At 55.4% G+C, this 19,372-nt stretch carries 21 protein-coding genes; 12 read left to right on the top strand and 9 right to left on the bottom strand.

Annotated elements, in window-relative coordinates; genetic code table 11:
- A partial coding sequence (locus IPZ49_RS23075; RefSeq protein WP_207212564.1) for a hypothetical protein occupies positions 1-219 on the top strand: 219 nt, incomplete at its 5' end.
- On the opposite strand, the gene orn is transcribed toward IPZ49_RS23075, so the two are convergent.
- Positions 216-761: an oligoribonuclease gene (orn, locus tag IPZ49_RS03765; RefSeq protein ID WP_003855965.1), complete on the bottom strand. Its 546-nt coding sequence runs from the start codon at positions 759-761 to the stop codon at positions 216-218. The genes IPZ49_RS23075 and orn overlap by 4 nt on opposite strands.
- A 107-nt stretch (positions 762-868) precedes the next feature.
- On the opposite strand from orn, the gene rsgA reads away from it, so the two are divergent.
- From rsgA to mscM, 3 genes are all read left to right on the top strand, one after another.
- Positions 869-1,921 carry a small ribosomal subunit biogenesis GTPase RsgA gene (gene rsgA, locus IPZ49_RS03770; protein ID WP_074143171.1) on the top strand — a complete coding sequence of 351 codons (1,053 nt, stop codon included), beginning with the start codon at positions 869-871 and terminating at the stop codon, positions 1,919-1,921.
- 97 nt (positions 1,922-2,018) lie between these two features.
- Entirely contained in the window at positions 2,019-2,987 is a 969-nt protein-coding gene (gene asd, locus IPZ49_RS03775) for an archaetidylserine decarboxylase (protein ID WP_032645928.1), read from the top strand.
- A 19-nt stretch (positions 2,988-3,006) separates the two neighbouring features.
- Complete coding sequence (gene mscM, locus IPZ49_RS03780) at positions 3,007-6,330, top strand: miniconductance mechanosensitive channel MscM (protein ID WP_063147153.1); 3,324 nt, start codon at positions 3,007-3,009, stop codon at positions 6,328-6,330.
- 40 nt (positions 6,331-6,370) lie between these two features.
- Here the strand turns inward: mscM and yjeM are convergent, their stop codons facing one another.
- A complete protein-coding gene (yjeM, locus tag IPZ49_RS03785) occupies positions 6,371-7,870 on the bottom strand; it encodes a glutamate/gamma-aminobutyrate family transporter YjeM (protein WP_063147152.1) in 1,500 nt (499 codons plus the stop codon).
- A gap of 178 nt (positions 7,871-8,048) precedes the next feature.
- A complete protein-coding gene (gene epmA / locus IPZ49_RS03790) occupies positions 8,049-9,026 on the bottom strand; it encodes an elongation factor P--(R)-beta-lysine ligase (RefSeq protein WP_003855960.1) in 978 nt (325 codons plus the stop codon).
- A 310-nt stretch (positions 9,027-9,336) separates the two neighbouring features.
- Here epmA and frdA point away from each other — a divergent pair, with 310 nt between their 5' ends.
- From frdA to frdD, 4 genes are read left to right on the top strand one after another with little or no spacing between them, the layout of a single operon-like run.
- Positions 9,337-11,127, top strand: a complete 1,791-nt coding sequence (frdA, locus tag IPZ49_RS03795; RefSeq protein WP_063147151.1) for a fumarate reductase (quinol) flavoprotein subunit — start codon at positions 9,337-9,339, stop codon at positions 11,125-11,127.
- Positions 11,120-11,854, top strand: a complete 735-nt coding sequence (locus IPZ49_RS03800) for a succinate dehydrogenase/fumarate reductase iron-sulfur subunit (RefSeq protein ID WP_063147150.1) — start codon at positions 11,120-11,122, stop codon at positions 11,852-11,854. Before frdA ends, IPZ49_RS03800 begins: the two co-directional genes overlap by 8 nt.
- Before the next feature lie 10 nt (positions 11,855-11,864).
- Positions 11,865-12,260 carry a fumarate reductase subunit FrdC gene (frdC, locus tag IPZ49_RS03805; RefSeq protein WP_003855953.1) on the top strand — a complete coding sequence of 132 codons (396 nt, stop codon included), beginning with the start codon at positions 11,865-11,867 and terminating at the stop codon, positions 12,258-12,260.
- A gap of 10 nt (positions 12,261-12,270) precedes the next feature.
- Entirely contained in the window at positions 12,271-12,630 is a 360-nt protein-coding gene (gene frdD / locus IPZ49_RS03810) for a fumarate reductase subunit FrdD (protein WP_063147149.1), read from the top strand.
- Positions 12,631-12,659: 29 nt separating this feature from the next.
- Here frdD and ampR read toward each other — a convergent pair whose 3' ends face one another.
- Positions 12,660-13,535: a LysR family transcriptional regulator AmpR gene (gene ampR / locus IPZ49_RS03815; RefSeq protein ID WP_048965660.1), complete on the bottom strand. Its 876-nt coding sequence runs from the start codon at positions 13,533-13,535 to the stop codon at positions 12,660-12,662.
- 132 nt (positions 13,536-13,667) lie between these two features.
- On the opposite strand from ampR, the gene IPZ49_RS03820 reads away from it, so the two are divergent.
- Both IPZ49_RS03820 and IPZ49_RS03825 read left to right on the top strand, forming a co-directional pair.
- Positions 13,668-14,813 carry a cephalosporin-hydrolyzing class C beta-lactamase ACT-67 gene (locus IPZ49_RS03820; protein ID WP_063147148.1) on the top strand — a complete coding sequence of 382 codons (1,146 nt, stop codon included), beginning with the start codon at positions 13,668-13,670 and terminating at the stop codon, positions 14,811-14,813.
- Between the two features lie 157 nt (positions 14,814-14,970).
- The gene (locus tag IPZ49_RS03825) at positions 14,971-15,501 is read left to right on the top strand and encodes a lipocalin family protein (protein ID WP_022646806.1); all 531 of its coding nucleotides are present in this window, start codon (positions 14,971-14,973) and stop codon (positions 15,499-15,501) included.
- Here the strand turns inward: IPZ49_RS03825 and sugE are convergent.
- Positions 15,498-15,815: a quaternary ammonium compound efflux SMR transporter SugE gene (gene sugE, locus IPZ49_RS03830; RefSeq protein ID WP_015572453.1), complete on the bottom strand. Its 318-nt coding sequence runs from the start codon at positions 15,813-15,815 to the stop codon at positions 15,498-15,500. The two genes, IPZ49_RS03825 and sugE, sit on opposite strands and share 4 nt — an antisense overlap.
- 262 nt (positions 15,816-16,077) lie before the next feature.
- Here sugE and IPZ49_RS03835 point away from each other — a divergent pair, with 262 nt between their 5' ends.
- Positions 16,078-16,677 carry a LuxR C-terminal-related transcriptional regulator gene (locus tag IPZ49_RS03835; RefSeq protein ID WP_048965856.1) on the top strand — a complete coding sequence of 200 codons (600 nt, stop codon included), beginning with the start codon at positions 16,078-16,080 and terminating at the stop codon, positions 16,675-16,677.
- A 37-nt stretch (positions 16,678-16,714) separates the two neighbouring features.
- Here IPZ49_RS03835 and ecnB read toward each other — a convergent pair whose 3' ends face one another.
- The 3 genes from ecnB to efp all read right to left on the bottom strand — a co-directional run bounded on the left by ecnB (position 16,715) and on the right by efp (position 17,725).
- Positions 16,715-16,861, bottom strand: a complete 147-nt coding sequence (gene ecnB / locus IPZ49_RS03840) for a lipoprotein toxin entericidin B (protein ID WP_006178941.1) — start codon at positions 16,859-16,861, stop codon at positions 16,715-16,717.
- A gap of 108 nt (positions 16,862-16,969) precedes the next feature.
- Entirely contained in the window at positions 16,970-17,101 is a 132-nt protein-coding gene (locus tag IPZ49_RS03845) for an entericidin A/B family lipoprotein (protein WP_006810410.1), read from the bottom strand.
- Positions 17,102-17,158: 57 nt separating this feature from the next.
- On the bottom strand, positions 17,159-17,725 hold the full coding sequence (gene efp / locus IPZ49_RS03850) for an elongation factor P (RefSeq protein ID WP_003855940.1): 567 nt from the start codon (positions 17,723-17,725) through the stop codon (positions 17,159-17,161).
- Between the two features lie 40 nt (positions 17,726-17,765).
- Here efp and epmB point away from each other — a divergent pair, with 40 nt between their 5' ends.
- Complete coding sequence (epmB, locus tag IPZ49_RS03855) at positions 17,766-18,794, top strand: EF-P beta-lysylation protein EpmB (RefSeq protein ID WP_022646803.1); 1,029 nt, start codon at positions 17,766-17,768, stop codon at positions 18,792-18,794.
- A gap of 65 nt (positions 18,795-18,859) precedes the next feature.
- Here epmB and IPZ49_RS03860 read toward each other — a convergent pair whose 3' ends face one another.
- Complete coding sequence (locus IPZ49_RS03860) at positions 18,860-19,213, bottom strand: DUF4156 domain-containing protein (protein ID WP_022646802.1); 354 nt, start codon at positions 19,211-19,213, stop codon at positions 18,860-18,862.
- Between the last annotated feature and the right edge of the window lie 159 nt (positions 19,214-19,372).

Below are 19,372 nucleotides of genomic sequence, written 5' to 3' on the forward strand. Positions count from 1 at the left end.
CCAACTGAGCTATTCCCGCAAATCTGTACTGCTTTTGTTGCTGTCGTAACGTGTAATTCTCTGTCGTTACGGGAGGCGCATTATACGAGAAATCCGTTTAGCTGCAACCCCCCTCAAAGCGATTTTTTTGAAATTCAGTTCAAGTGCTTATTTAATCGGCAAGCTGAACAATTTAGCGACAAAAACCCGGCCACGCAAGGCGCCGGATCGCAAAATTAAAGCTTAATAAAGTTTTCGCGATAGTACGCCAGCTCCGCAACAGACTCACGGATGTCGTCCATTGCCTGGTGCGTCCCCTGCTTTGTGAAGCCGTCGAGAATTTCCGGTTTCCAGCGGCGGGCCAGCTCTTTTAAGGTGCTCACATCCAGATAGCGGTAGTGGAAATAGGACTCCAGCTCCGGCATGTACTTAAACAGGAAACGACGATCCTGACCAATGCTGTTGCCACAGATAGGCGATTTTCCTGCTGGCACCCACTGCTTCAGAAACTCAAGCGTCGCCAGCTCCGCTTCGCGGTCGCCCAGAGTGCTGGCCTTCACGCGTTCCACCAGCCCGCTGCCAGTATGGGTACGCACGTTCCACTCATCCATCAGCGCAAGCTGGTCATCGGACTGGTGCACGGCAATCGTTGGGCCTTCCGCCAGAATATTGAGGTTGGCATCGGTGACCAGTGTGGCGATCTCAATAATGCGATCGCGCTCGGGATCCAGGCCGGTCATCTCCAGATCGATCCAAATCAGGTTGTTTTCGTCCGCGCTCATGTTATTTTCCACCCTTCTCGCTTAACCGGCAGTAGCAGGTTAACTAGTATTAATTAGAGTGTATCATAGAGGTTTTGCCCGCTATGGGCGACCAGGAGCCAGCGCGATTGAGTAAAAATAAACTCTCCAAAGGGCAGCAGCGCCGCGTGAATGCAAATCACCAGCGCCGTCTTAAAACCACTACGGAGAAGCCCGATTACGACGACAACCTGTTTGGCGAAGCGACGGAAGGCGTGGTGATTAGCCGCTTCGGTATGCATGCCGATGTCGAGTCTGCCGACGGGGACATCCACCGTTGCAATATCCGTCGCACCATCCGTTCCCTGGTGACCGGTGACCGCGTGGTCTGGCGTCCAGGCAAAGCGGCTGCGGAAGGGGTAACGGTTAAAGGTATCGTTGAAGCCGTGCATGAACGCACGTCGGTTCTGACCCGTCCTGATTTCTACGACGGCGTAAAGCCCATTGCCGCCAATATCAACCAGATCGTGATCGTTTCGGCGATTTTACCCGAACTTTCGCTCAACATTATTGACCGTTATCTGGTGGCCTGCGAAACGCTACAGGTTGAGCCGCTCATCGTGCTGAATAAAATCGATCTGCTGGATGACGAGGCCATGGCCTTTGTGAATGAGCAGATGGATATCTATCGCAATATTGGTTATCGCGTTTTGATGGTTTCCAGCCGCACCAAAGATGGCCTGAAGCCGTTAGAAGATGCGCTGACCGACCGCATCAGTATCTTTGCAGGGCAGTCTGGCGTGGGTAAATCGAGCCTGCTTAACAACCTGCTCGGCCTTCAGCAAGAAATCCTGACCAACGATGTGTCGGACGTCTCCGGGCTGGGCCAGCACACCACCACCGCCTCACGTCTCTATCACTTCCCGCACGGCGGCGATGTGATTGACTCCCCGGGTGTGCGTGAATTTGGTCTCTGGCATCTTGAGCCGGAACAAATCTTTAACGGATTTGTCGAATTCAATGACTATATAGGCGCTTGCAAATACCGCGACTGTAAACATGACAACGATCCGGGCTGCGCCATCCGCGAAGCGGTGGAGAACGGTGAAATAGCGGAAACCCGTTTCGAAAATTACCATCGTATTCTCGAAAGCATGGACCAGGTAAAAACGCGTAAAAACTTTTCTGATTCTGATAACTGACAACTAAGCTAAGCGTCGCTAAAATCGTCCCCTTTTTTCAGGTTCCGGCAGCGTACTGCCGGATCAGGAACGACAAAACAATGGCCTGGAGGCTACCTTGTTAAACTCATTTAAACTTTCGCTTCAATACATTCTGCCTAAACTGTGGCTCACTCGCCTGGCGGGCTGGGGCGCGAGCAAACGAGCGGGCTGGCTAACCAAACTGGTCATCGACCTGTTCGTGAAATACTACAAGGTCGACATGAAAGAAGCGCAGAAGCCGGATACGGCAAGCTACCGCACCTTCAACGAATTTTTTGTGCGTCCGCTGCGCGACGAAGTGCGCCCGCTGAATACCGACCCGAACGTTCTGGTGATGCCAGCTGACGGCGTGATCAGCCAGCTGGGTAAAATTGAAGACGACAAAATTTTGCAGGCGAAAGGCCATAACTACAGCCTGGAAGCGCTGCTGGCCGGTAACTACATAATGGCCGATCTGTTCCGTAACGGGACTTTCGCGACCACCTATCTCTCCCCACGCGACTACCACCGCGTGCATATGCCGTGTAATGGTATTCTGCGCGAGATGATCTACGTGCCGGGGGATCTGTTCTCCGTCAATCACCTGACGGCGCAAAACGTTCCTAACCTGTTTGCCCGTAACGAGCGCGTCATCTGCCTGTTTGATACTGAATTTGGCCCAATGGCGCAGATTCTGGTGGGTGCTACCATTGTAGGCAGCATCGAAACCGTCTGGGCGGGCACCATTACGCCGCCGCGCGAAGGCGTGATCAAGCGCTGGACCTGGCCTGCCGGCGAAGAAGAAGGTTCTGTGGCCCTGCTGAAAGGTCAGGAAATGGGCCGCTTCAAGCTGGGCTCAACGGTCATCAACCTGTTCGCTCCGGGCAAAGTTAACCTGGTCGACGAGCTGGAAAGCCTGTCCGTGACCAAACTCGGCCAGCCTCTGGCAGTATCGACGGAGGTCTTTGCAACACCAGACGTTGCGCCAGCCCCGTTGCCGGAAGATGAGATCAAAGCCGAGCACGACGCCAGCCCGCTGGTTGACGACAAAAAAGACGAAGGCTAACAACAGAAGGATCGCTGACGTGCGCCCGATTATCGTATTACTGATGGCCTGGTGCCTCAGCATGGGGGCGTACGCAGCGACGGCCCCCGACGCCAAACAGATAACCCAGGAGCTGGAGCAGGCAAAAGCGGCGAAACCCGCTCAGCCGGAGGCCGTTGAGTCGCTCCAGTCTGCACTGAACGCACTTGAGGAACGAAAGGGTTCTCTTGAGCGCGCCCAGCAATATCAGCAGGTTATCGACAACTTCCCCAAACTCTCTCAAACCCTGCGCTCGCAGTTAAACAGCCTGCGTGATGAACCACGCCAGGTACCCGCAGGGATGACGTCCGAGGCGCTGAATCAGGAGATCCTGCAAGTCAGCAGCCAGCTGCTGGAAAAAAGCCGTCTGGCACAGCAGGAGCAGGAACGGGCGCGTGAAATTGCCGACTCTCTCAGTCAGCTTCCACAGCAGCAAACCGATGCCCGCCGTCAGTTAAATGAGGTGGAACGCCGCATTGGGACGCAGACCGGCAACACCCCGCAGAATCAGGCCCAAAATCTTGGGCTACAGGCGGAATCCGCCAGACTAAAAGCGCTGGTTGATGAACTGGAGCTGGCACAGCTTTCTGCTAACAACCGCCAGGAGCTGTCGCGGATGCGTTCGGAACTGGCGCAGAAGCAGAGCGAACAGCTGGATGCGTATCTCCAGGCGCTGAGAAATCAACTCAACAGCCAGCGTCAGCGTGAAGCTGAACGTGCGCTGGAAAGCACCGAGTTGTTGGCCGAAAACAGCGCTAACCTGCCCGACAGCATCGTCGCCCAGTTTAAGGTTAACCGCGAGCTTTCTGCCGCGCTGAATCAGCAGGCGCAGCGCATGGATTTGGTGGCCTCGCAGCAGCGTCAGGCCACTAATCAAACCCTCCAGGTTCGTCAGGCTCTCAACACGCTGCGTGAACAGTCCCAGTGGCTTGGCTCATCTAACCTGTTGGGCGAAGCGTTACGCGCACAGGTGGCTCGTCTGCCAGAGATGCCAAAACCGCAGCAGCTTGATACGGAGATGGCGCAGCTGCGCGTTCAGCGTCTTCATTATGAAGACCTTCTTAATAAGCAGCCGCAAATCCGCCAGATCCGTCAGGCTGACGGACAGCCGCTCACCGGCGAGCAAAGCCGTATTCTGGAAGCGCAGCTGCGCACCCAACGCGAACTGCTCAATTCCCTGTTGCAGGGGGGCGATACGCTGATCCTCGAGCTCACCAAGCTGAAAGTCTCAAACAGCCAGCTGGAGGACGCGCTGAAAGAGGTCAACGAAGCCACGCACCGTTACCTGTTCTGGACATCCGACGTGCGGCCGATGACCTTCACCTGGCCGATTGAGATCGTGCAGGATCTGCGCCGCCTCATTTCGCTGGACACCTTCAGCCAGCTGGGTCTCGCCAGCGTGATGATGCTCACCAGTAAGGAGACCATCTTCCCGCTGCTGGGGGCACTGATTCTGGTGGGTTTCAGTATTTATTCCCGTCGCCACTTCACCCGTTTCCTTGAGCGCTCCAGCGCCCGGGTGGGGAAAGTGACACAGGATCACTTCTGGCTGACGCTGCGTACAGTGTTCTGGTCAATTCTGGTCGCGTCTCCGCTGCCGGTGCTGTGGATGACGCTCGGATACGGCCTGCGTGAAGCCTGGCCCTATCCGCTTGCCGTCGCAATTGGCGATGGCGTGACCGCCACCGTTCCGCTGCTGTGGGTGGTGATGATTTGCGCCACGTTTGCGCGGCCAAATGGTCTGTTCATCGCTCACTTTGGCTGGCCGCGTAATCGCGTGGCGCGGGCGATGCGCTATTACCTGATGAGCATCGGGCTGATTGTGCCGCTGATTATGGCGCTGATCATGTTCGATAATCTCAATGACCGGGAGTTCTCCGGCTCGCTGGGACGGCTGTGCTTTATGCTGATCTGCGGGGCATTAGCGGTAGTGACGCTCAGCCTGAAGCGCGCCGGGATCCCGCTCTATCTCGACAAGTCCGGCAGTGGCGATAACATGTTTAACCGTCTGCTGTGGAACCTGCTGCTTAGCGCGCCGCTGGCGGCGATGCTGGCGGCGGCTGTCGGTTATCTCGCCACATCGCAGGCGCTGCTCGCACGGCTGGAAACGTCAGTAGCTATCTGGTTCCTGCTGCTGGTGGTCTACCATGTAATTCGCCGCGGCATGCTGATCCAGCGTCGTCGTCTGGCGTTTGACCGTGCCAAACATCGTCGCGCAGAAATACTGGCCCAGCGCGCGCGGGGTGAGGAAGAGCCGAACCACGTCAACAGCACCGAAGGGACTTCAGACGCCGATGACGTCGAACTGGATCTCGATGCGATCAGTACCCAGTCCCTGCGGCTGGTACGCTCAATTCTGATGCTGGTTGCCCTGCTGTCGGTGATCTTCCTGTGGTCGGAAATCCACTCTGCGTTTGGCTTCCTGGAGAACATCTCATTGTGGGATGTGACGTCGACGGTGCAGGGGGTCGAAAGCCTGGAGCCCATCACCTTAGGGGCCGTGCTGATTGCGATTCTGGTACTCATTATCACCACGCAGCTGATCCGTAACTTCCCTGCCCTGCTGGAGCTGGCGCTGTTGCAGCATCTGGATTTAACCCCCGGCACAGGCTATGCGATCACCACCATTACCAAGTATTTAATCATGCTGTTTGGTGGGCTGGTTGGCTTCTCGATGATTGGTATCGAATGGTCAAAACTGCAATGGCTGGTTGCCGCCTTGACCGTAGGCCTGGGCTTTGGTTTACAGGAGATCTTTGCCAACTTCGTCTCGGGTCTGATCATTCTGTTTGAAAAGCCGATTCGAATTGGCGATACGGTGACCATCCGCGATCTGACCGGCAGCGTCACCAGGATCAACACCCGCGCCACCACCATCAGCGACTGGGACCGTAAAGAGATCATCGTCCCGAACAAAGCGTTTATCACCGAGCAGTTTATCAACTGGTCGCTGTCTGACTCCGTCACGCGTGTGGTGCTGACCGTACCCGCTCCGTCGGATGCCAACAGCGAAGAGGTGACGCAGATCCTGTATACGGCTGCTGAACGCTGTTCGCTGGTAATCGACAACCCGCCGCCGGAAGTCTTCCTGGTTGATTTGCAGCAGGGGATCCAGATTTTCGAGCTGCGTATCTACGCCGCCGAGATGGGACACCGTATGCCGCTGCGCCATGAGATCCACCAGCTGATCCTGGCTGGCTTCCGCGAGCACGGAATTGATATGCCGTTCCCACCTTTCCAGATGCGTCTGGAAACGCTGGACGGACGTAAGACGGGAAGAACGTTGACGTCTGCGGCGCGTTCGCGCCCGGCGGGAAGTTTATAATCCATTTCCCCCTCCCTTCCGGGAGGGGTTTTTTCATCCGCTATGCCACTTCTGCCACGCAGATCATCATGCGGCGGCGGTAGTTCTCATAAATCCCCATTGCCAGCAGCGAGAAGAAGATCGGTCCGCCAACCATCCACAGCGTGCTGCTCCAGTCATTTGCCTCAACCACGGGCTGAATGACGGTAAAGATGTTGGCGAACGCGACGACCAGCACCACAACAGTGGTCGCCAGCAGCGTCGCCATGCGGGTTTTGAAGATCACAAACGGTCGCTCCAGATCCCGCTTCGCCTTAAAGAACGGGAACGCCAGCGCCAGGAATAGGTACGGAAGCGTCATCGATACGTTTGCCATCAGGGTCAGCTTGTTATAGAACGCCGACGCGGTATCGCCGCCGAAGGACACCAGCAGAATGAACACGCACACCAGCAGGCACTGCATCCACATTGCGTTGGCAGGCATACCGGCAGCGTTCAGCTGCGTCATACGTGCAGGCCACAGCGCCTTTGGCGTCCCCTGAATAATCGCTTTCAGCGGCGAGTAGATCAGCGTGAAGAACGCGCCAGTATAGGCGAGGAACATCGACAAACCGGTAATCCGCGCAAACCAGATCCCCAGGGTGGCCGACGTTTCCGGCGCGAGATCCATGGCGTTGCCCAGCGTCACCCCCAGGCTTTTCATCAACACGTAGGTAATGTTGCCGAGGTTGGTGGTGTTATTGCTCAGTACCTGCTGCCAGTTGGTGCTGACGCCCCAGAGGAAAATCGCCAGCGAGTAGCCAATGGAAATGACGATGGCGGCAAAGATAATGCCTTTGGCGAAGTTCTTTTCCGGGTTTTCGGTTTTATCGACCAGCCCGCCCACGGCTTCAATTCCACCGTAAGCAAAGATGGCAAACACCACGAAGGAGAGCATGGCCAGCCCGGACTGGTAACCCGGATTAGGCGATGAAACGAAGTTGACTTCCTGTGCGAAATGCCCGCCGTTCAGGCACAGAATAGCGATACTGACCAGCAGCAGCACCAGGTTCAGGCACATCACGGAAATTCCGCCAACGGCAGTGATACGGGCAATTTTGTTGATGCCTTTCGAGGCCACCAGCGTGACAACCACCATCCAGCACACCGCCAGAATACCGACCACCTGTGTGGAACTCAGCCCCGCCAGAGACCAGACCTGCGTTTTATCCGCACCGAAGAGAAACGTTGAGAACGGCACCCAGACCTTGGCCGCCGTGCTGACCATCCAGACGACGTAGGATGAAAACCACATGAACGTACCGATAAACGCATAACGCGGACCGACGCTGTTGTTCATCCACGAATAGATGCCGCCTTCTTCTTTCCTGTACGCCGACCCCATCTCCGCCATCATTAGCGCAAACGGAATAAAGAAGAACAGCGCGGAAACGATATAAAACGGCGTCGCGCTGTAGCCCATCAGATAAAACGCGGACGGGCTATTGGCAAAGCCAAAAACTGACGTAAAAATCATCAGGATGAGCCCGGTAAGGGTCATTTTTTTGAGTGAGTGAGACATATAACCATCCGAAACGGAATTAAACTGCGCGGATGGTAGCAGATGACCAGACAAATATTGTGGCTATCCGAGTCAAATTAAGAAAAAGACCCGTGCATAGAGAAGATAGTAGTTTTTAATGTGGCAGAGTTAAATGACCGAGTAGACCGGGTAAGCGACAGCCCCACCCGGCAATTCTTTATGCGCGATCGACCGTAAAGGCAATCACATCGCCCAGTTGTTCTGCGCCCAGCGCCAGCATGACCAGTCGATCCACACCCAGCGCCACGCCGGAGCAGTCCGGCAGACCGGCTTTAAGCGCTTCCAGCAGGTTGGTGTCAATCGGCTGCTGCGGCAGACCGCGCGCGTTGCGCTTGCGGTTATCCTGCTCGAAACGCTGTTGCTGTTCGCGCGCGTCGGTCAGCTCATGGAAACCGTTCGCCAGCTCGATGCCTTTAAAGTACACCTCAAAGCGCTCCGCCACGCGGTGATCTTCGGTGCTGATCTGCGCCAGTGAAGCCTGGCTGGCCGGGAAGTGATAGACAAACGTCGGACGATCTTTGCCAATCTGCGGTTCAACACCAAAGGTGAACAGCAGTTGCAGCAGCGTGTCGCGATCCTCTTCGTTATCCGCCACGTTGCTCAGATCCAGTTTTGCCGCCACTTCACGCAGCTGTGTTTTATCAGCCGACAGCGGATCAATTTCCAGATGACGCTGGAAGGCCTGCTGATAGGAGAGCGTTTCAGCTTCCGCACAATCCAGCACCTGTTGGAGCAGATCGTCGACTTCGTTCATCAGACGATACATGTCGTAGTGCGGGCGGTACCACTCCAGCATAGTGAATTCCGGATTATGGTGTCGGCCCATCTCTTCATTACGGAAGCTACGGCACAGCTGATAGACCGGACCACACCCGGCCGCCAGCAGACGCTTCATATGGTATTCCGGGCTGGTCATCAGATACAGATTCATGCCCTGAGAGTGGCCTGGGCCAACAAAACGGGTTTCAAACGGGACCAGATGAATATCCGTGACCGTCGCCTGACTCATGCACGGCGTTTCCACCTCCAGGACGCCGCGATCCGCAAAGAAGCGGCGGATCTCCGCCATAATTGCTGCGCGCTTTAGCAGGTTTGGAATGGATGCGCTCGGCTGCCAGGTGGCCGTTTCGCTCATGAGTTATTTCTCCGTTTTCAGACAAGGGCACGAAGTCTACTCGCAAGCCGGGGCAGAGACAAATTTTGCACAGTAAAAGCCCCTTTTCATTGCACAGAGAAATACTGTGACGTCATTCATTAATCACGATGATAAATCACCGCACAGAACAGCAAAAAAATCGAACACGTCAAATTTCCCTCACTTCTACGCGGTTATACTGTTTTACCCATAAAGGAGCAGTGGAATCGCTTCCGCAATCGTCCGTTCGGGCAGGTGAACGTCCTTTAGCTCATCACGTTGCGGGAAAACCAAAATCTGGAGGAATGTCGTGCAAACTTTTCAAGCCGATCTTGCCGTAATAGGCGCTGGCGGGGCTGGATTACGCGCTGCAATTGCTGCGGCACAAGCCAATCCGAACGCCAAAATCGCATTGATTTCAAAAGTCTATCCGATGCGCAGCCACACGGTAGCCGCAGAGGGAGGATCCGCCGCCGTCGCGCAGGATCATGACAGCTTCGAATACCATTTCCACGACACGGTTGCAGGGGGCGACTGGCTTTGCGAACAGGATGTCGTTGATTACTTCGTGCACCATTGCCCAACGGAAATGACCCAGCTGGAACAGTGGGGATGTCCATGGAGCCGCCGTCCGGACGGGAGCGTCAACGTCCGCCGCTTCGGTGGCATGAAGATCGAACGCACCTGGTTTGCTGCCGATAAGACCGGCTTCCACATGCTGCACACCCTGTTCCAGACCTCCCTCCAGTTCCCACAAATCCAGCGCTTTGACGAACATTTCGTTCTCGACATTCTGGTCGACGACGGTCATGCGCACGGACTGGTAGCAATGAACATGATGGAAGGCACGCTCGTCCAGATCCGCGCTAAGGCGGTGGTGATGGCAACGGGCGGTGCGGGCCGCGTATACCGCTACAACACCAACGGCGGCATCGTCACCGGTGACGGTATGGGCATGGCGCTCAGCCACGGCGTCCCGCTGCGTGATATGGAGTTCGTCCAGTATCACCCAACCGGCCTGCCGGGCTCCGGTATTCTGATGACGGAAGGCTGCCGCGGCGAAGGCGGTATTTTGGTCAACAAAAACGGCTATCGCTATTTGCAGGATTACGGCATGGGTCCGGAAACCCCGCTTGGCGAGCCGAAAAACAAATACATGGAACTCGGCCCACGCGACAAAGTCTCTCAGGCTTTCTGGCACGAATGGCGCAAAGGCAACACCATCTCAACGCCGCGCGGCGACGTGGTACATCTCGACCTGCGTCATCTCGGCGAGAAGAAACTGCTGGAGCGTCTGCCGTTTATCTGCGAGCTGGCAAAAGCCTATGTGGGCGTCGACCCGGTGAAAGAGCCGATCCCGGTGCGTCCAACCGCGCACTACACCATGGGCGGTATCGAAACCGACCAGCAGTGCGAAACCCGCATTAAAGGGCTGTTTGCGGTGGGCGAGTGTTCCTCCGTCGGTCTGCACGGCGCAAACCGTCTGGGCTCGAACTCGCTGGCTGAGCTGGTGGTCTTTGGTCGCATGGCGGGCGAACGTGCGATGGAGCGTGCCGCAACGGCAGGTGAAGCTAACAGCGCGGCGCTGGATGCGCAGGTTGCAGATGTCGAAAAACGCCTGAAAGACCTGGTGAACCAGGAAGGTAACGAAAACTGGTCGAAGATCCGCGACGAAATGGGGCTGTCGATGGAAGAAGGCTGCGGGATCTACCGTACGCCAGAGCTGATGCAGAAAACCGTCGACAAGCTGGCGGAACTCCAGGAACGCTTCAAGCGCGTGCGTGTCACCGACACCTCCAGCGTCTTCAATACCGATCTGCTTTATACCATTGAACTGGGCCACGGCCTGAACGTCGCAGAGTGTATGGCCCATTCCGCCCTGGCGCGTAAAGAGTCCCGCGGCGCGCACCAGCGCCTGGATGAGGGCTGCACCGAACGTGACGACGTCAATTTCCTTAAACACACTCTCGCCTGGCGCGATGCGGATGGCACTACGCGACTGGACTACAGCGACGTGAAAATCACCACGCTGCCACCGGCGAAACGCGTGTACGGTGCAGAAGCAGAAGCCGCCGATAAGAAGGAGAAGGCGAATGGCTGAGATGCAAAAACTGAAAATTGAAGTGGTGCGCTACAATCCGGAAGTGGACGCCGTGCCGCACAGCGCTTTCTATGAAGTCCCTTACGACGAGCAAACCTCCCTGCTGGATGCGCTCGGCTATATCAAAGATAACCTGGCCCCGGACCTGAGCTACCGCTGGTCCTGCCGCATGGCAATTTGCGGCTCCTGCGGCATGATGGTCAACAAGGTGCCAAAGCTGGCGTGTAAAACCTTCCTGCGTGATTACACCAAAGGTATCAAGGTTGAAGCGCTGGGCAACTTCCCGATTGAGCGCGATCTGGTGGTCGACATGACCCACTTTATCGAAAGCCTCGAAGCGATTAAGCCGTACATCATCGGCAACCCGCGCACGCCGGATCAGGGGCCAAACACCCAGACGCCCGCGCAGATGGCGAAATACCATCAGTTTTCCGGCTGCATCAACTGCGGCCTGTGCTACGCCGCCTGTCCACAGTTTGGCCTGAACCCTGAGTTTATCGGCCCGGCCGCCATTACTCTGGCGCACCGCTATAACGAGGACAGCCGCGACCACGGCAAAAAAGAACGTATGGCACAGCTTAACGGCCAGAACGGGGTCTGGACCTGCACGTTTGTCGGTTACTGCTCCGAAGTCTGTCCGAAGCATGTCGACCCGGCCGCCGCTATTCAGCAGGGAAAAGTGGAAAGTTCGAAAGACTTTCTTATCGCTACCCTGAAACCACGCTAAGGAGTGCATGATGACGACTAAACGCAAAGCCTACGTGCGACCAATGCCGTCCACCTGGTGGAAAAAACTGCCGTTTTATCGCTTCTATATGCTGCGTGAAGGCACGGCTGTTCCCGCGGTCTGGTTCAGCCTCGAACTGATGTACGGGGTGTATGCCCTCAAGCACGGCCCGGAAGCCTGGGCCAGTTTTGTGGGTTTCCTGCAAAACCCAATCATCGTAGTTCTGAATCTGATTGTGCTCGCAGCCGCGCTACTGCATACCAAAACCTGGTTTGAACTGGCGCCAAAAGCAGCGAACATCATTGTAAAAGGCGAAAAAATGGGGCCAGAGCCGGTTATTAAAGGGCTCTGGGCAGTGACGGCAGTAGTCTCTGTGGTCATTCTGTTTGTCGCACTGTTCTGGTAAGGAGACTACTGTGATCAATCCAAATCCAAAACGTTCAGATGAGCCGGTCTTCTGGGGGCTGTTTGGCGCAGGCGGCATGTGGAGCGCCATTATTGCCCCGGTCATTATCCTGCTGGTCGGTATTATGCTGCCGCTGGGGCTGTTTCCGGGCGATGCGCTGAGCTATGAGCGCGTACTGGCCTTGGCGAGCAGCTTTATTGGCCGGGTGTTCATCTTCCTGATGATCGTCCTGCCGCTGTGGTGTGGTCTGCACCGTATCCACCATGCGATGCACGATCTGAAAATCCATGTGCCAAGCGGTAAATGGGTCTTCTACGGTCTGGCAACCATTCTGACGGTCGTCACGTTGATTGCCGTGGTCACCATCTGACTGAACAGGCCCGCCATCCGGCGGGCTTTTTACTTTTTCATCTTCTCCACCAGCCACCGGGAAAATTCGCGCATGGCAGGCGTTTCTGCCCGGGACTGCAATCGGGTCAGCCAGTAACTGCCGAGTTCAATCTGCGTTGCAAAGGGCTGCACAATGCGCTCGCTGGCTAACAGATGGGTAAACATATCGACAGGCGCAATGGCAATACCTACCCCTGCCTGAGCGGCCTCCAGCATGGTCACGGACGAATCAAATACCATCACACGGTGCGTTGGCGAAGGGGGGTGCTCGCCGGCCGCCTGCATCCACGCGGTCCACTCGTCGCGTCGGTAGGAGCGCAGCAGCGTAAACCTGAGGATGTCGGCCGGACAGTGCAGACTGGTGGCGATATCGGGCGTACACAGCGGCGCGAGCGGCGCATGACAAAGAAATTCAGCCTCGGTGCCATGCCACGCCCCGCCACCGTAGCGGATCGTATAGTCAAGCCCTTCGGCAGCCGGATCAACGCGGTTGTTATGGGTGGAAAGCTGAAGATCGATGTGCGGATAGCCACGGCGAAAATCGTCCAGCTGTGAGAATAAAACCCCGATGGCAAACGTACCCACCACGCCGATTTTCAGCTTCTCCTGCGCACGATGGTTAGCGAAGCGATCCAGCATTCCGGCTATACGATCGAACGAATCATTCAGTACCGGCAGTAAGTTTTCTCCCTCGGTAGTCAACATCAGCCCGCGCGACACGCGAACGAACAGCTGACAGTTCAGGTGCTGCTCTAGCGTTTTCACATGCTGGCTAATGGCTGAATGGGTCACGTTCAGCTCAATGGCCGCATGCGTAAAGCTGAGATGTCTCGCGGCGGCTTCAAAGGCTCGAAGCGAATTGAGGGGGAGATAGCTTCGCGTCATGGTCTCTTCCGTTAGAAAAATTAACAGCTAATGCTAAATTTAACCGTTTGTCAGGCACAGTCAAATCCAACAGACTACGCCTGTCTGACGGGCCCGGACATCCCCTTGACTCGCTATTACGGAAGATTACTGATGATGAAAAAATCTCTTTGCTGCGCCCTGCTGCTCGGCATCTCTTGCTCTGCTCTCGCCGCGCCAGTGTCAGAAAAACAGCTGGCGGAGGTGGTCGCGAATACGGTTACCCCGCTGATGAAAGCCCAGTCGATTCCAGGCATGGCGGTGGCCGTTATTTATCAGGGTAAACCGCACTATTACACGTTTGGCAAAGCCGATATCGCGGCCAGCAAACCCGTTACGCCTCAGACTCTGTTCGAGCTGGGTTCTATAAGTAAAACCTTCACCGGGGTTTTAGGTGGGGATGCCATTGCTCGCGGTGAAATTTCGCTGGACGATCCGGTGACCAGATACTGGCCACAGCTGACGGGCAAGCAGTGGCAGGGGATTCGTATGCTGGATCTCGCAACCTACACCGCTGGCGGCCTGCCGCTACAGGTACCGGATGAGGTCACGGATAATGCCGCCCTGCTGCGCTTTTATCAAAACTGGCAGCCGCAGTGGAAGCCTGGCACAACGCGTCTTTACGCCAACGCCAGTATCGGTCTTTTTGGCGCGCTGGCGGTCAAACCTTCCGGCATGGGCTATGAGCGGGCCATGACGACGCGGGTCCTTAAGCCGCTCAAGCTGGACCATACCTGGATTAACGTTCCGAAAGCGGAAGAGGCGCATTACGCCTGGGGCTATCGTGACGGTAAAGCGGTGCGCGTTTCGCCGGGAATGCTGGATGCACAAGCCTATGGCGTGAAAACCAACGTGCAGGATATGGCGAACTGGGTCATGGCAAACATGGCGCCGGAGAAGGTTGCTGATGCCTCACTTAAGCAGGGCATCGCGCTGGCGCAGTCGCGCTACTGGCGTATCGGGTCAATGTATCAGGGTCTGGGCTGGGAGATGCTCAACTGGCCCGTGGAGGCCAACACGGTGATCGAGGGCAGCGACAGTAAGGTGGCGCTGGCACCGCTTCCCGTGGCAGAAGTGAATCCACCGGCTCCCCCGGTCAAAGCGTCCTGGGTCCATAAAACGGGCTCTACTGGCGGGTTTGGCAGCTACGTGGCCTTTATTCCTGAAAAGCAGATCGGTATTGTGATGCTCGCGAATAAAAGCTATCCGAACCCGGCACGCGTTGAGGCGGCATACCATATCCTCGACGCGCTACAGTAAAACATTGCGGGTGGCGCTGCGCTTACCCGGCCTACACAACGCATGAACTTTGTAGGCCGGGTAAGGCGAAGCCGCCACCCGGCAAAACACCCTGCACAATCTCCCGCATTTTCCCTGCTGTCATCTACACTTAACAAAAAACAGTAAGGAAACTCCTATGCGCATTCTGCCTGTTATTGCCGCAGTAACAGCCGCGTTTTTAGTGGTTGCTTGCAGTTCCCCTACTCCTCCGCCTGGCGTCACGGTAGTCAGTAATTTCGACGCACAGCGCTTCCTCGGCACCTGGTATGAAATCGCCCGACTGGACCATCAGTTCGAACGGGGCTTAGAAAAAGTCACGGTCAGCTACAGCGCGATGGATAACGGCGGGATCCGGGTCATTAACCGCGGCTATAACCCGGATCGCCAGATGTGGCAGCAGTCAGTTGGTCAGGCCTATTTCACCGGCGCATCTAACCGCGCGGCCATGAAAGCCTCTTTCATCGGCCCATACTACGGCGGGTATAACGTCATTGCGCTGGACAGAGAGTACCGCCACGCGCTGGTCTGTGGGCCGGATCGCAACTATCTGTGGCTCCTCTCACGCACGCCAACGATCTCGGCGGAAATGAAACAGCAGATGCTGGACATAGCGACCCGGCAAGGGTTTGATGTGACGAAGTTAATCTGGGTAAAACAGCCGCATTAGTGCGTACTGAGTTTTAACCCGATGATACCCGCGACAATCAACGCGAGGCTGGCGATGCGCGCCAGACTCGCAGACTCCCCCAGCAGCAGAATGCCGGTAATGGCAGCCCCTACCGCGCCAATTCCCGTCCAGACAGCGTAAGCTGTGCCGACGGGTAAGGTTCGCATCGCCCATGACAGCATGACGATACTGACAATCATTGCGGCGATAGTGATGACGCTGGGCGTCAGGCGGGTAAAACCGTGGGTGTACTTCAGACCAATTGCCCATACCACTTCGAGCAAACCAGCAATAACAAGAACGATCCAGGACATTTCAGGCTCCTTAACTTAAAGGCAAGTTGGGGCCGTCCCCGATGAGTGAAGCGCTTACGGGTCGTCCCGCAAGGCAGAAGTTGCGCCTTATATTTTGGTTAGCGTGGAATTTTTTTTCAAACTTTTTCTGCTGAACACCTTAAAGCAAGAAATAGCCTCAGTAAGGCACGTAGTTCAGGCATTTATGACTCATCCGACTTCTCTATGATGATAGGCTTTCTGATGGCAGGAAGCCAAACCACTAGCCGACTGCGAAAATTTTATGTTCAAAATTCTTTTGATTGACCGTTGTCACTTCACCCGCGCGGGATTTGAAGCCTGGGTCAATCATTCAGACCTGTTTTCGGGTCATTTCGTCGTAACCGGGGTAAATAATCTTTTCCTCGCCAGAGAGCATATCCTGCAATGGAAGCCTGCGCTGGTCATCGCTGATTTATCTGGCTTCCGGCAGGATTTACACCATTTTCAGCAGCTTTCCTCCCTGCTAATTGCCAGCGAAACACTGCCTTTTATTATGCTGCAATCAGGGCAGGAGCAGGAGATGACTGATTATCTGGCGCAGTTCCCGATATGGTCTTCGCTCTCCAAAAATACCGATCTGGAAGCACTGGCGACGGTGATAAACGATGCGCTAACGTCATGCGCGAGCGCGGAGCTACCGAAAATGGCGGCACCGTTGCTGACGCGTCAGGAAGAAAGAGTTCTGACCTTGTGGATGGATGGTGCGAGCAACCAGAAAATTGCCAGCAATCTTCGCATTAACGGAAAAACGGTATATACGTACAAACGCAATATCCGCATGAAGCTGCATATGGATACGCGCTACTCGCCGTTTTTATCGCTACAGGAAGTGGAGAATTGACGGTACGGTGTAATAACTTGCCGTACCGTCGCTTACATTAGTTCTGAGCTTTAGTTGCTGCGCCAGAAATCGCGCTACCACCGTCGGAGATATCTTCCCCTACGCCACGGGTGGTGTTACATGCAGTCAGTACCGAAGAAAGCACCAGAACAGAAAAGATCGCTGCAATTGTTTTCTTAACCATAATATCTTCCTTTTATAGCCAAAGTTATTTTGTGTATAGCAACTTAAGAATAGACAAAATCTTGCCGTTTGACGGAAAAGGAAGAATTTTTAGGAAAATTAGACGGAATTAGCTGGCCGCATGGGAAATGATATGGCCGAGATCCTGGATATCTTCACCCACGCCACGCGCGGTGTTGCAGCCGGAGAGAATTGCGCTGGAGAGCGCTAACAGAAGCAGAATTTTAACGGTACGTTTCATCTTCCCTGCCTGCAAAATCAGGCGCAGCGGGCGCTGCGCCTTTAATCATGACGTAAATTACTTCACGCGGGATACGTATTCGCCGGAGCGGGTATCCACTTTGATCACTTCACCGATCTGTACGAACAGTGGCACTTTCACCACAGCGCCGGTAGACAGGGTAGCAGGCTTGCCGCCAGTACCTGCGGTATCACCTTTCAGACCTGGATCGGTTTCAACGATTTCCAGCTCAACGAAGTTCGGCGGCGTAACCGCGATAGGCTGACCGTTCCACAGGGTCACGATGCACTCAGCCTGATCCAGCAGCCACTTGGCGTTGTCGCCAATCGCTTTCGCGTCCGCAGACAGCTGCTCGAAGGTTTCGTTGTTCATGAAGTGCCAGAATTCACCGTCGTTGTACAGGTAAGTCAGGTTCATATCGACAACATCAGCGCCTTCAGCGGAGTCAGTAGATTTGAAGGTTTTCTCAACACGGGTACCGGTCAGCAGGCGGCGCAGCTTAACGCGCGCAAATGCCTGGCCTTTACCTGGTTTAACGAATTCGCTGGCTTCAACCGCGTACGGTTCGCCGTCCATCATGATTTTAAGACCAGCACGAAAATCGTTGCTATAGTACGTTGCCATAAGGCCCTCTAAATTTGTTAACTGGTAGCTAAGCCACAAAATGGCGCATATTGTAACCCTAAACACCCCGTCCAGAGAAGATTGGTTATCGCAACTTGCCGATGTAATCACCAGTCCTGATGAATTGCTGCGTCTTTTAGACCTCGAACAGCACGAAGCGTTGCGTGCAGGCCGTGAGGCGAAGCGCCTTTTCGCCCTGCGCGTTCCCCGCGCGTTTGTTGCCCGAATGGAAAAGGGTAACCCTGATGATCCATTATTAAAACAAACGCTGACCTCTCAGGATGAGTTTATTACCGCCCCCGGATACAGCACCGATCCGCTGGAAGAGCAGAACAGTGTTGTACCGGGTTTACTGCATAAATACCGCAATCGTGCCCTGCTGCTGGTTAAGGGCGGGTGCGCGGTAAATTGCCGCTATTGCTTCCGTCGCCACTTCCCGTACGCCGAAAATCAGGGTAATAAGCGCAACTGGCAGGTGGCGCTGGACTACATCGCAGCGCATCCGGAACTGGATGAAATCATCTTTTCCGGCGGCGACCCGCTGATGGCAAAAGATCATGAGCTGGACTGGCTGCTGACTCAACTTGAAACCATCCCGCACATTAAGCGTCTGCGCATTCACAGCCGTTTACCGATCGTCATCCCGGCGCGTATCACCGACGCCCTGGTCACGCGCCTGGAGCAGTCCCGTTTACAGGTGCTGCTGGTAAACCATATCAACCATGCAAATGAAATTGACGCGGACTTTCGTGCGGCGATGACGCGTATGCGAATGGCAGGCGTGACGCTGCTCAACCAGAGCGTATTACTGCGCGGCGTGAACGACAGCGCCCACGTGTTGGCCGATCTCAGCAATGCCTTATTTGATGCGGGCGTAATGCCCTATTACCTGCATGTTCTGGATCGCGTCCAGGGCGCGGCGCACTTCATGGTGACGGATGAAGAGGCCCGGAAGATTATGCGCGAGCTGTTAACGCTGGTTTCAGGTTATATGGTGCCGAAGCTGGCACGTGAGATTGGCGGAGAGCCGAGTAAGACGCCGCTGGATTTGCAGCTGCGGCAGCAGTAAAAAAAGCAGGTGGCGCTACGCTTACCTGCCTACAGGTAAAGCGGCAGCGCCATCAAAATGTTATATCAGTTCGGGCACTTATAGACCTGGCCGTTCATCTGGCTGGCGGTTGGCACAAAGCTGGACAGCATACCCTGCGTCGGGCTGCTTACCCCGTAAATCACGTTGCCGCCCATTGCCGCAGCCTGATTACGCAGGGCATTGGCCGCACCGCGCATAGAGCCGCCCTCCTCGCCGTGCTGCCCTGACATCCAGTTGCTTTGCTCGCCAGAGGCGGTGCCTAACAGCTGGCATTCGCTGCCCGGCTTATCTTCCACAAAGCGAACGCTCTGGCCCGCTGCCGTCAGCTCATTGCTGGTGCTACAACCCGCCAGCAGCAATGCTGCACCTACAATCCCTGCACAGACTTTTATGCGCATGTTATTCCTCGTTTTCAATAAGCTGGACAGTAGTTGTCCGCGTGTAAACCTTATACTAAAAAGATGACCAAAAGAAAAATGCTGAGCATTTCTGCGAGCCAGATTCCGCTGGCACTCCTCCGACATCTTAAATGAATTCTGATAATAACCTTTGGGATA

The sequence above is a fragment of the Enterobacter cloacae complex sp. S2 genome, from assembly GCF_015159675.1.
Lineage (GTDB): Bacteria > Pseudomonadota > Gammaproteobacteria > Enterobacterales > Enterobacteriaceae > Enterobacter > Enterobacter intestinihominis.